The 12,643-nt window shown below is 37.4% G+C and carries 13 protein-coding genes and 1 other RNA gene; 7 read left to right on the forward strand and 7 right to left on the reverse strand.

Features of this window, described 5'->3' with window-relative positions:
* Positions 1–13 precede the first annotated feature (13 nt).
* From KS2013_RS02645 to KS2013_RS02665, 5 genes are all read left to right on the forward strand, one after another.
* Positions 14–781: a formylglycine-generating enzyme family protein gene (locus KS2013_RS02645; protein WP_068994340.1), complete on the forward strand. Its 768-nt coding sequence runs from the start codon at positions 14–16 to the stop codon at positions 779–781.
* A gap of 1 nt (position 782) precedes the next feature.
* Positions 783–1,346 (forward strand): SCO family protein, encoded by a 564-nt coding sequence (locus KS2013_RS02650; protein ID WP_068989341.1) that lies wholly within the window; start codon positions 783–785, stop codon positions 1,344–1,346.
* Positions 1,347–1,726: 380 nt separating this feature from the next.
* Positions 1,727–2,191, forward strand: a complete 465-nt coding sequence (locus tag KS2013_RS02655) for a hypothetical protein (protein WP_068989348.1) — start codon at positions 1,727–1,729, stop codon at positions 2,189–2,191.
* Between the two features lie 100 nt (positions 2,192–2,291).
* Complete coding sequence (locus KS2013_RS02660; protein ID WP_068989351.1) at positions 2,292–2,534, forward strand: hypothetical protein; 243 nt, start codon at positions 2,292–2,294, stop codon at positions 2,532–2,534.
* A gap of 2 nt (positions 2,535–2,536) precedes the next feature.
* Positions 2,537–6,307: an nSTAND3 domain-containing NTPase gene (locus KS2013_RS02665; protein WP_068989356.1), complete on the forward strand. Its 3,771-nt coding sequence runs from the start codon at positions 2,537–2,539 to the stop codon at positions 6,305–6,307.
* On the opposite strand, the gene KS2013_RS02670 is transcribed toward KS2013_RS02665, so the two are convergent.
* The 7 genes from KS2013_RS02670 to ssrA form a co-directional block, all read right to left on the reverse strand.
* On the reverse strand, positions 6,304–6,858 hold the full coding sequence (locus tag KS2013_RS02670; RefSeq protein WP_068989359.1) for a terminase small subunit: 555 nt from the start codon (positions 6,856–6,858) through the stop codon (positions 6,304–6,306). The genes KS2013_RS02665 and KS2013_RS02670 overlap by 4 nt on opposite strands.
* 25 nt (positions 6,859–6,883) lie before the next feature.
* Entirely contained in the window at positions 6,884–7,174 is a 291-nt protein-coding gene (locus KS2013_RS02675) for a hypothetical protein (RefSeq protein WP_068989362.1), read from the reverse strand.
* A 31-nt stretch (positions 7,175–7,205) separates the two neighbouring features.
* The gene (locus KS2013_RS02680; protein WP_068989365.1) at positions 7,206–7,949 is read right to left on the reverse strand and encodes a Lin1244/Lin1753 domain-containing protein; all 744 of its coding nucleotides are present in this window, start codon (positions 7,947–7,949) and stop codon (positions 7,206–7,208) included.
* 4 nt (positions 7,950–7,953) lie between these two features.
* Complete coding sequence (locus KS2013_RS02685) at positions 7,954–8,205, reverse strand: helix-turn-helix transcriptional regulator (protein WP_068989368.1); 252 nt, start codon at positions 8,203–8,205, stop codon at positions 7,954–7,956.
* Positions 8,206–8,319: 114 nt separating this feature from the next.
* Positions 8,320–9,315 carry a hypothetical protein gene (locus KS2013_RS02690; RefSeq protein WP_068989371.1) on the reverse strand — a complete coding sequence of 332 codons (996 nt, stop codon included), beginning with the start codon at positions 9,313–9,315 and terminating at the stop codon, positions 8,320–8,322.
* Between the two features lie 64 nt (positions 9,316–9,379).
* Complete coding sequence (locus tag KS2013_RS02695; protein ID WP_068989373.1) at positions 9,380–10,621, reverse strand: integrase domain-containing protein; 1,242 nt, start codon at positions 10,619–10,621, stop codon at positions 9,380–9,382.
* A gap of 173 nt (positions 10,622–10,794) precedes the next feature.
* Positions 10,795–11,146, reverse strand: a transfer-messenger RNA (tmRNA) gene (gene ssrA / locus KS2013_RS02700).
* A gap of 133 nt (positions 11,147–11,279) precedes the next feature.
* Here ssrA and KS2013_RS02705 point away from each other — a divergent pair.
* Both KS2013_RS02705 and KS2013_RS02710 read left to right on the forward strand, forming a co-directional pair.
* On the forward strand, positions 11,280–12,071 hold the full coding sequence (locus KS2013_RS02705) for a PP2C family protein-serine/threonine phosphatase (protein ID WP_068989376.1): 792 nt from the start codon (positions 11,280–11,282) through the stop codon (positions 12,069–12,071).
* A gap of 12 nt (positions 12,072–12,083) precedes the next feature.
* Positions 12,084–12,638, forward strand: coding sequence for an FHA domain-containing protein (locus tag KS2013_RS02710; protein ID WP_068989378.1), 555 nt, complete (start codon positions 12,084–12,086; stop codon positions 12,636–12,638).
* The last annotated feature ends 5 nt before the right edge of the window (positions 12,639–12,643 follow it).

A 12,643-nucleotide genomic window follows, 5' to 3' on the forward strand; every position in this document is an offset into this window, starting at 1 on the left:
GCCTTTTATGAATATGTTAACTCTAACTTTGATCACCGTTTCACTGGCTCTTTCTGGAGCCAGTGAAACGGTACTTATTCAGGGCGGTGAGTATCGACCTTTGTATATGAGTAAGGATAGTCCTATGCAAATTGTTGATTCTTTCGAGCTTGATAAGTACCCGGTAACTAATGGACAGTTTTTATCTTTTGTTAACGAGCATACCGCTTGGCAGCGTTCAAATATCGCTTCTGTATTTGCAGAAGAGGATTACTTAAAACACTGGGATAACGATACAAGCCTGGGCAAGATATCTGCTAATAGTCCTGTAACTAATGTGTCCTGGTTTGCAGCGGATGCTTATTGTCAGGCGCAAGGTAAACGGTTACCAAAGGTGTCAGAGTGGGAGCTTGCCGCACTAGCTAGCGAGACTCAGCCGAACGGCTCATTAGAGAATGGGTACAAACAAAAAATCTTGACCTGGTACAGCAGGCCAAGCCCGGCAGTGTTGCCGGACATTGGTCTGGAGTCGTCCAATTACTGGGGAGTTCATGATATGCATGGGCTGGTCTGGGAGTGGACTGAAGATTTTAATTCTACTTTGGTCACAGGCGAGTCACGAGAGGATAGCACGATTGACACCAAACTATTTTGTGCTGGAGGTGCCAGCGGTGCCGTTGATCCAGGTGATTATGCGGCATTTATGCGCTATGGCTTCAGAAGCAGTCTTGAGGCAAAGTTTACCTTGTCAAACTTAGGTTTTCGCTGCGCCTCGGATGTGAAAATACAGAGCGGAGAATAATATGAAAGTATGGTCGAAAGTGGTTGCGTTGGGGTTCCTACTGGCACTGACTGCTCAACCTGAAGGAAGGGCAAAGGAGCTTTCTGAGGCTTCCATTTATCATCTGGATAGTGAGTGGATTACTCAGGATAAAGCAACGATTAATATTAAAGATCTCAAGGGAAAGAAGCAGGTCGTGAGCCTAATATACACCCACTGCATGCACACCTGCCCAACGATTGTGGCAACGATGCAGGAAATTCAAAAAACATTGCCTGTAGAGTATCAGGATAAAGTGGGTTTCGTCTTGATATCTTTAACACCGGGATCAGACACCCCTGAAGTACTGAAGTCTTTCGCCGAACGACGTAAGCTTGACCCAGAATACTGGACATTACTTACAGGAACTCCTAGAGATGTCCGTACACTTGCCATGGCCATGAACATTAAATACAAAAAAAGCGATGACAATGAAGTGGCACACTCGAATCTGATGACGGTCTTAGATGAGGAGGGTCGTATACTTTTTCAGCAGGTGGGTAATATTGATAAAGCAAATGAGACCCTTACAAGAATCATTAAATAAATTGCTGAGATAAACGAAAAAAGGCCACTTCATAAGTGGCCTTTTTATTTGGTGGAGGCGGCGGGGCTCGAATATTGATTTTAAGGTATTGTTTATTATGTGATTAAATTAGTAATAATGGTTTTAGTGTTACATTAAATGTTACATTGGAAGCATCCTTCTTTAAAATGCATTATATAAAGCATGTCAGAAGTTAAGGACGTTGCCTGAATATTTTTTTGGATGAAAGCACCTTCCTTCTAATAAAGTAAGATAATATTTTGAACAATAAATAGCATTGTTGTAGTGTTTAAGTGCAGCATAAACATGCAAATTGTACAGCCTTATCAAGTTTAAAAGTTTTTAGGGATGTAAGGCTCTTAAAAATTAAAGGTATATCAATGAGCTACGATAATTTTATTAGGGATCCAATGTTAGTAGCGGTTGCCTCTGCTTTTATAGGTCTCTTATTAGCCCTATTATATGACAAGTGGAAAGGAAGAAAGGACAGAACTGTTGCTTTAAAGTTGCTCAAGCTCCAACTTGAGAGTCAGATTGAACAACTAGATCTTCTAAATGATAACCTTGGTGAGAATAGAATTCTCGGAGGGCTGGATTCTTTTTATATTAAAAACTTTCTAACAGGCTCATCAGTAGACCTATCAAAAGATGAGAAGCTCATATCATATTTACACGAGCACCTGGATAATGTTGAGCTAATAAAGAACGCAATAACTAGAATTAATATGTGCTCTGCAGGGTTTACTAATGTACATTCCAGAATGAAACATGAATTGGAGAGTAACCTAAGGGTTTGTCTAACTGATTGTAAGGAAACAATCAGAAAATGCATCTCAAATACGTGAAGTTATAACCAGATGAATAGTTTTTAGATTTTAAATTGAGACTGCAGTATATATTAGGAAAGAATAGTTTATATTCTTTAATCGATAGTAAGGGGGATAAATGAAAGGAAAATTAAATTTTAAAAATATAAATATATTTTTAACAATACTATTAGCGGTTTCAGCAATTACTTCATCATACTTCAGTTACCAAATAGTAAAAATATCAGAAGAAAATATAAAGTTACTAGAAGAACAGCAGGGTCGAGAGTCTCGAAAGGAGCTTAGGGAAATGTTAGAGCTTTTTATAAAGGTACATAAAGAGTATAAACAGGCTGAAAAGGAACTTGAACAAAAGAGTTGATAATGGCAAGTCAAAACCAAATTAAAATAAAAATATGTGAGTTGGAGGGAGGTGGTTTTCAACGCCTTTGCGATGATTGGTTATATAAGAAAGGCTACGAAAATATAAACTCTATTGGCATGATGAAAGCAACAGACCGTGTAACGATAGGTACTCCAGATAGCTTACTCATGCAAGAGAATGGAAAGTATATTTTTGGTGAGTACACGGTGCGTCAACAAGGTTTGGGAAGAAAGATAGAGGGAGATATAGGTAACTGTTTAGATGAAAATAAAACTGGTATCCCAATAGATAAAATTAGCAAAATAATAATATGTTATACAGGTGAGTTATCTACTAAAGAGATAGAGAATCTTAGGAGTCTTTGTTATGAAAAGGGAGTTATATTAGAACTATATGGAATTGACACAATCTCCTTAAGCATTACAAACTCTTATCCTGCTCTTTCAGAAAGACATTTAGGCATACCATTAGATACAGGGCAGCTACTCTCGGTTCAAGACTTTATAGAGCGTTACGGAAAGAGTAACTTTACAGCACCAATTGATAATGAGTTATTATTTAAAGATGATTTACTAAAAAAAGCTACTGAACTACTAGAAGAAAAAAAGTTTTTATTAATATCTGGTGGACAAGGAGTTGGGAAAACACTATTTGGTGTTAATTTAGTTAAAGATATTAAAAAAAGGGAAGGTAAGTTAAAAGCATTTTGTCTTTTTGATAAAGGAGTAGATCTAATAAGAGATATAACCGCCTGTTTTAGCGAGCCAGGTAATTATTTAATATTTGTTGATGACGCCAATCGACTTGATAATAGGCTTGATTACATTCTCCATTACCTAAATGATATTGATGAACAAAGAAGTTTTCGTATTATTGCTACGGTAAGAGACTATGCTAGAGAATCTGTAATAGAAAGAGTTAGTAAAATTACGGAGTTTCACGAACAAACAATCCAGCCACTTTTAGATGAACATATAAAAGTACTTACGGAAACTTTATTTGGAATCAAAAACGCAGAATATCAAAAGCAAATTCAGGAGGTGGCTCGTGGTAACCCTCGTTTAGCTGTAATGGCATCAAGAGTCGCAGTTGAAAGAAAAGAGATACAGTCTATACATAATGCTGCTGCAATATACAAAGAGTATTTTGGAAGTAATGATAGCGTAAAACAGTTACTTAATAATAGAGATTTAACATTAGTAGCTTGTGCCGTTTCTTTTTTTAGGAAACTGGATAAGCACAATAAAAAACAAAATGAATGGGTTGAAAAAGTATTTTGTATACAGTACGAAAAGTTTTGGGAGCTTATTGGTGTCTTACACCGAAATGAAATAGTTGACTTGTACGAAAATGAGGTCGTAAAAATATCTGATCAAGTGTTATCTACCTATATATTTTATATTGCGGTCTTTGAAAGAAAAGATGTGCCTTTTTTATCCATTGTAGAAAATTTTTTCCCGGATCTTAATAGCTATATCGTTGACTCAATAAATCCATTGATGAAAGTTTTTAACCAAGGTGAAATAATTTCCGAGATTAGACGGTCAATAAAAGAATATTATAAAAGTATATATAACACTAGCAGTAGTGATGAAGTCTTAAGGTTTCTTAATATGTTTTGGTTTGCCCTTCCGGAAGAATCCCTTCTATACGTAAAAAACTGTATTCAGGGAATGCAAAACGATGAAGTTAACTGGAGAAATGTGAACTTTGAAGAGTCAAGTAATGAATTAAGTAAATTTCCTATTGTTAAATTATTATCCAACTTTAGACAGTTCGATGAGTCAACTTTTAAAAATAGCATTGAATTGTTGTTCGATTATCTTTTAAGGGATAGTTTTAGTCTTGGTGCCGTCATACAAGTCTTAGTCCACAATTATAATTTCAGACCTAAAGATAGGCGTTATGGTTACAATATTCAAAACTTTATCATAGATAGGTTAGTAGCCCTGTCTGATAGAGGCAAAAACTATTTATATAGCAAACTATTGCTTATTGTCTCAGATTCTTATTTAAAAACTGAGCATCGTGCACATGAATGGTCAAATAGCGATTCAATAAATTTTATTACATTCTGTCTTCCTCCTGATGAGTACTTAATCCCTTTGAGGGAAAAAATAATTATAAATATATCCAAACTCTTAGGTGACTGTAAATTTGAAGAATCTATTTTGCGTATTTTTGATAAATATATTTTAAGGTTAAGGGTGGAGGGAAAAGAACTAGCGGAAGTAGACTTTCCACTTATAGAAAAATATTTTATTCAAAAATTAGACCGAAACAAAGTACTGCACTGTTTCATAGTGCATAAATATTTAGACCAGTTAGAATCGATTGAGCTGAGTTTCGATAAGCAATTAAGAGTATTTTATCAAAATAAAACGGTAGAGTTATCAAAGCTACTACTTGATAATCGAAGTGAGCGAGTTGCCTTAGAGATGGGGTTTGAAGATTACGAGGTCTATAAGAGAGCTAAGCTAGAAAAATATTTCGCTCAGACTACAAAAGTAGACTTTATAAATTTTTTAGAAGAGTGCAAAAGTCTTTACGAAATTTTAGAAGGTAGAGAAAGAGATTATTTACTTAAAAACAGTCTCGCGACATGCTTTGACGCTTTAGCTAGCGTGAAACGTGAAATCTTCCCGCAGCTAGTATCCATATATCTTGAGTATGATAATATTTTAGAAGTTAAACCCAGTACAATTGTTAGAAACCTTTTTAATTTCCTATCAAACAAAGAGGTTTATGCATTACTAGACAGTAGAAATTATAAACGGAAAAAACTATGGATTTCAGTTTATTATGAATATCTGCCAGAAAAATATATAGATAAATCCAACACAGACATGTTATTAGAGCATATTTCTACCGCTTCTAGTAATGAGTTGTTTACTAGGTTAGAGTGCATAGATAAATATAAGAGTGCTGACCCTAAATTATATTGTAAAGTTATTCGAGTGTTAGTAGATAAGTCAAAAAAAGACATATTTTTCGCATGGCCAATGGGATATATTTTTAGTAAAAGCTCACCTCTATTTGGCAAGTGGTTTGACCAAATATCCTATGATAAGGATTTAGTTTTTGAGGCTTATTTACAAACCTTCTTGACAGATAATTATTTCGACCACTCTGGAGCTGCATTAAAATTATTGCTATTTGAGCGTTTTGATTTCCTTTATTCATTAATAGACAAAATATATGAAAAAGAAAGTTACCCGGACCTATACTCAATAACCCCGACTTTAGACTTTTTATGGGAAAGAGATAGTTACTATGAAGATATTACGGATTATGCAAAGTATCTTTTAAGCAAAGATGATAACTCATACCATGATAGAGAAAGCATGTTTTGTAAGCTGTTCACTAATGAGAGAGGTATTTCTGAACGGAAAGAGATACTAATTAAAAAAGAGATATTTCTACGCAATGCTGTTAAGGATAATGCAACCGATATTAAACTATCGTGTTTTTTATTCAATGCGGCGTCCTATTTAGGTGAAAAATTTTGGAGAGAGCTACTAGAGATATTTTTATGTCGTAATACAAATATTGATGACTTTAAAACTCTTAACTATGAGTTAACTAATATGTCTTGGTCAAGTAGCCGAGTACCTATTTTAGAGCGGCAATTAAAATTCCTTGAAAGCTTACTTCCACTTTTTGGTTCAGTTGAACTGCTTGAGCATAGGACATTTGTGAGGAGTGAGATTGAGTTTATAGCCCAAGAAATAAAAGCTGAAAAGAGAAGAGACTATATAGGAATTTACTAATCATCACGACGCCTTATTGCATTTGTTAATTTTTCTGTAAGGTTATCCACTAGGTCATGCTTGTGAGTTTTAGAATAAGCACCTACGTTAACATGTTTTCCAACCAGCTCAAGTAGCTTAGATACAGGAATAAACTTCACTTTTATTATCTTACCTATCACACTTTTGTTATCTGTGCCCTTAGTAAAAATTTCTTGAGTCTCTAATAAGTCTAGCCTTTGCCGCCAAATGAGAGGCCACTCATCTAAAGGTTTTATGGATCCTATATCAGTATCGTATATATCAAGAATATCCGCATTAAGCATACCAGATAGCTGTTTTAGTAATTGATCCGCATCGTAGTTCAGGCGCTCACAACGTTCTTCTTTAAGTTGATTGACTCTTGCCCTAATCTTGCCCTCATCAAAAAGTTTTTTCGCTTTACGATTTATAGTTGCTGGTTTCATATTAACCGTGTTGTATGCTCCTCGATAAGCATCACTCTTGGTTTTTCCTTCTAGCCCATATAATCGACAGGCCATTTCCTGTTTTTCAGTCAAGTTGTCAGTCATATCAATACCTGCTATTTCGTTATAGTTAAAGTCGCTTCTTTAGCTGTTTTAAAACTTCCAAACCATAATTCCTCTCCTCATCAGTTATTTCATTTAAACTGTAAAGGTTGGAGTGCTTTCTATTTGCTGGATCGCTTACCTGCAAACATAAGTCACGAAATTGTTTTGCCGTTGGTGGCCACTCTTTGAACTTTGGTGATTCAACCAGGTTCTTTAGTCCGCGTTCGATCTTTTTTGGTGCGAATCCTGTAAAGCACAACTGCCAACCCACGGTAGGACTATCGCCATATACACTGAAAAATCTGTTTCCGTACATTTCACCTAGTACAGCCCAAAGCTTGTATAGCTCAATAGGAGGTTTCCTGCGCTTCTCTGGCTTCGCGTTCAAGACGCTCTGTATGGCTTTCTCGCTTACCTGAATCATTTTGTTGACCTCTTGGCTGTTTATCTCGATGCTCCCATGTGTGTATAGCGGCTTTCCAATCTTTCATCGGGTTCTTGCCAACCTTCCAGCCTTTCGACTCATAGAAGTCATAAAATGTCTGTGCGTTGACTCTATTCTGTCGTTCAAAGCAATAACTTTGAATTTCCTGAACAGTTGGCTTTTTAAATCGTTTAGAAAGCGGATGCGAGGCCGTCCCTTGTTTATCTGATCTATTCTCTTCTACTCTACTCTTATCTACTCTGGTCGGAGTTTCTTCGGACTTGCTTCGGAGTTTCTTCGAAATACCATCGGATTTAGGGAAGAGCTTAGACCTTATTTTTCTAATATCAGGGTTTCTCGAGGTAGTATCATCAAGCCTTCTGGCCAGCTTTAGGCAGGTGATGACGCCTTTATTTTCTTCAAATAGCCCAAGTCTAATCATGTAGGTCATCATTTCCTGAACTCGCTCATAATGAATACCAGTGCGGTAAGCAATGATTTCTGAGTCATGTTCAAGCTCAAACGTTAAATTATCCGGCTCAACGTTTGAGGCTATCATTTCTAGGCAGTACCAATACAGGCCGTAACCTTCCATACCATACTTCATTTGTAACTTTTGGAGCTTGGCATCATGGGAGGCTTTCGAATCATGCTTAAACCACTTCATGGTGCTACCCCCTTTGGTTCGCTTTTTCTTCTTGCTTTTCTAACCATGAATCTATGGATTTTTCGATCCAGCCGATACTTCTCGCACCCAAACTAATTGGTTTCGGTAGTTTATTGTCAGCTACTAATTTGTATACCGTTGAACGAGAAACGCCCAGCTTCGCCATAACATCTTTTAGCCTTAATACTCTATGAGGCTGACGGGCTAGCTCTTGTCGGCTGATGGGATCTTTAGATTTACTATTTACCGTATTCATTTTTTATACCTCTAGGAAGTTTGTTTATGAGTACGGTAGCTATTATTAGTGCGTATCTAAGGTTTTGAAATAAACTTTAAGTCTTAATTTTGGACACTTTATAAAAAGTCCAAATTATTTGTTTTTAAGTTTGGACAAATCACTAGAAGTCCAAGTATCTGGATACCTTTGAATGGGAATGGAAGTGCTAAGTTTTAGTCCCTTAAATTCTTGCAAGTCGATCCTTTCTTCAAGCTCATCAAGGATTAACTGGATATTGGAATCACTCACTTCTTTCAATTCTAGTTTATTGGATAACCCCTTTATTGTCCTATCTAGAAATTTTGTAATAGTATCTCTAATGTTGGTTGAGCTATGGTTAAAGGGTTTAGACTTTCTTTCCTCTAGATAGATGTTTAGGTTACTTAGCTTAGTTTTTTTTGTCACTAAATCACCCGCGATTGAACTGGGAGTACCATAGATTTTGTGGCTTTTCAGAAATATGAAAGTTGCCAACGCTCTTTTGTCTGACTTTAAAGCGTTAGCATTACTGGTACTGTATACTTTCTCAAAAGGCTGTCGATATGAGCGACTATTTAGGTGGCTTACAACCTGGGCCCATTTTCCAATATAAAATGTTAGGTTAGTTATATCTTTTATCAAACCTATAAACTTAGAACTCGGGTTATTCGTTACCTCTATATATAACCAGAGATAAAATAGTACGCCTCTTGCTGCCACTGATTGCTTATGCTTTAAGTCCCTAAGTCTACCATCTATAGATGTGTCTAGAACCTCACTCCCTGCAAGCTCTATCCAATGAGCAACTCTATTTGAATATACAGGGTCATCGCCAGTTAATTCTAAATAAAATATTTTTTCTTCGTCGCTATTTAATGTGGAAATTTCAACAAAAGGGAAGGCTGTAACTATATTTTTAAATAGGGTGATTAATTTTATATGTAGAGAGGAGTCATTTTTTATATATTGAGTTATGAAATACCCAGGGTCGTAATTATCATCACCAACAACCCACTGCTTACCCTCTACCTTAGAACTAAATTCATCAATCCAGTATTCTTGGATTTTGATCGCCTTACTGATGAACTCGCTGTAATCAATAGTATCCATAATTAGCCTTATTTAGTTCTGCCTTAGTTTTAAAATTAACCATAACCACCCAACCTGAGCGCAACTATTTAATGAGTGATAAGCCTTGTGATCCTGTCAGGCTTAAATTCCCTTGGGAGGCGCATTCAATATGATCAGACCACCACGTCATAACTTTAGTTCGTCTTCCTAGATAGGTTGCCCGGTTGTAGGCTTTTCTAACTTCGTTTTTGTCGATATGTGCTAAGCAGGCTTCGATCACGTCACTATCAAACCCCTGTTCATTCAGGGTAGTGCTAGCTAAAGCGCGTAGGCCGTGAGAAACCAGCACACCATCAAAGCCCATACGTTTTAGTGCTACATTCGCCGTAGAACTACTCATTGGCTTTCTAGGGTTCTTAGTGCTACTGAAAATGTGCTTACGTTTGCCGCTGATCGACTTCATGATTTCTAGTAATTTCATAGCTTGGTTAGATAACGGTATTACATGCTCAATCCGCTTTTTCATACGCTCCGCTGGAATTGTCCAAGTCTTTTGCTTGAAGTCGATTTCTGACCATTCCGCTCCAGATGCTTCGCTAGGACGTGTGATGGTATGTAGTTGCCATTCTATTAAGCAACGTGTTTGTAGTTGAATACTAGCAGTATTGAGTGCCTTCATTAATTCTGGCAGTTGTTCTGGCTTCAACGTAGGGTAGTGTTTTTTCTTTGGCTTCTTAAATACTTCACCTATGGCTTGCGCTGGGTTAGCTTCAATTAAGCCATAGTTAACAGCATAATTCATAACGTTGTTGATTCTTTGAGAAAGGCGCTTTACGGTTTCTAGCGACCCTTTCGCCTCGATTGGGCGCAGTAGGGTAATAAATGAAGTGGCTTTTAATTTACTGACAGGTTGTTTGCCTAAACCCGGGAATATATCTTTTTCTAAAGAACGCTTTATTTTGTTGAAATGATTTTCAGTGATAGTGTCTCGTTTGCTTTCTAGCCACAAGTTAGCAACGTGTTCGAAGGTGTTAGTTATGGCTTCCTTTGCCTTGGCTTCTTGCTCTAATTTGTAGTCTTTCGGATCAATGTCCTGAGATAAAAGCTCACGGTACTTCAACCTTGCTGAGCGTGCCTGCTTTAAGCTGACTTCAGGATAACTGCCTATGCTAAGAACTGCTCTCTTCTTGGTATAAGGGCGCTGATAATTGAATAGCCAGAGTTTCGAGCCGTTGGGCTTTATTCTTAGTAACAGTCCTTTGCCATCACCTAAGTTGTACTCTTTCTCTTTAGCTTTTGCTTGCCTTATTTCAGTATCAGTTAAGGGGCTTGTCGTATTCGCCATTGTAACATCGTCCTTTGTGAAACACTGGTAGTGTTACATTCAATGTAACATTGGAATTAAGATTTTATCAAGCAACAAAAAACGCTATAAGACGATTTTGGAATATAACCTATTGATATTTAATTGTTTTAGGCAAGAAAAAAGACGTCCTGAGACGTCTTTAATCATGGGATTGGTGGAGGCGGCGGGACTCGAACCCGCGTCCGCAAATCCTCTGCTTCAGAGTCTACATGCTTAGAACCATTATTAATTTAACCTCTAACGAGCCAATGGCCAGGCTTTTAAAGGCGATCTCGAGGTAAGTTTAACAGTTGGCTGCCGAGCACAGTTACCTGCGAGTCCCTGTATATGACTGTCTAGCTCCTACCAAGGACGCTCAGAGTAGACAGTTAGCCATTTATGCGGCTAAAGCGTAGTTGTCTTCGTTTGCAACTATAAGTTTTCAGCTTTGATTTTACGAGATTCGCTGACATCTCGACATGCAACTAAAGTTTCGTAATCCACGTCGAAGCCAGATTCGCCCCCATGGAGTCTGTTATTATAACTGATATGGGGTTAGTGTATATAGACTTCAAGTCACTAAAAGTAAATTGTGGCTTGGTTAACATTCCTTGTTTTAACAAAAGGTTACACTTTGTGGGCTATCGTAGGAGGGTTAATGTCAGAAAAAGAAACTCAACGCATTGCATCAGCAATGTTGTCTCATAAAGGTGTGTCTCGGCAAAATAATGATGATAAAGTCTATGGCTCATCTGAGTTAGGCCTGTGGTTACTTTCCGATGGGGTTGGTGGTTTAAAGCAAGGTGAGCAGGCTAGCCTGTATACGGTTAAGGAAATTAGGAAGTCAATCATAGCTGGCGCCAATTTACCCAATGCAGTTCATTCTGCACATTCTGTAATTAAGGCATATAATCGTCATGAAGAAGAAGACCGCGGTGCTACGGTTGTTGCTCTGCACTCTAAGGGCGATGTTTATGACATTGCCTGGGTTGGCGATAGTCGTGCCTATCTTTGGAATGAAGTGACGGGCGAGCTAACTCAGTTAACAGAAGACCATACATTAGTACAAAAACTGATGAATGCTGGTTTACTTGAGCCGTCACAAGCTAAACATCATCCAAAAAGACACGTTATTACTCAGTGTCTTGGTATCGAAAATGACCACCAATTAAATATTGGTCAACTGAGTCGAGAGTGGGGCTATGGTGAACATATCCTGCTGGCCAGTGATGGTCTGTATGATGAGTTATCACGTACTGAGTTACTTGGTGCGTTACGCATGCAAAGAGATAATCAGGCAAAGGTGGAATATATGGTTTCGCTTGCATGTAAAAATGGGGGTAGTGATAATGTCTCTGTAATTTTATTATCTTCGCCAGTGAAAGAGCCGAAGAAACCTGAAAAAAAGAGCTTTATCCAACAAATTAAAGAACTATTAAAAATAGGCTAACGTGAGGTAAGTATGTCGTCACAAGATCCGTCAAAAAACAAACCAGCCCAAAATAAGGGGTATCGAGAAGATAAGGCTGGTCCGCAGGGAACGCTTGTTTTTGACTCTAAAGAAGTTGATAGGATGATTGCTGCTGAGATTCAGAAGTTAGAAGATGATGGAACAAAAGTCCCTGCATTATTGGCTACAACCAAACCTCATGCTGGACAGACTTTTATTTTAAATTATGGCAAAAACGTTATAGGCCGCGGTAAAGGGAACGGTGTCACTATTTACGATCCTGCCGCATCTTCTACTCATGCTCAAATTACTTACTATAATGGTGAGTGGAAAATTCTAAATTTACTTTCATCGAACGGCACGATCGTTAATGGTGAAAAAGTATCTGAAAGAGAGCTATCATTTGGTGATAAAATTCAAGTAGGGCATACCGAATTTCTTTTTACTCTGGTAGATGCACAGGAAACCGATGATGAAGACCAGGGTGAAATTAACTGGATGCTTGTTGGTTCTCTTGGTATAGCCGCTGTACTACTTATCGGTGTATTAATCTGGTTGTTTTTATAATCATT

Origin of the sequence: Kangiella sediminilitoris, from assembly GCF_001708405.1 — a bacterium.
GTDB classification, from domain to species: domain Bacteria; phylum Pseudomonadota; class Gammaproteobacteria; order Enterobacterales; family Kangiellaceae; genus Kangiella; species Kangiella sediminilitoris.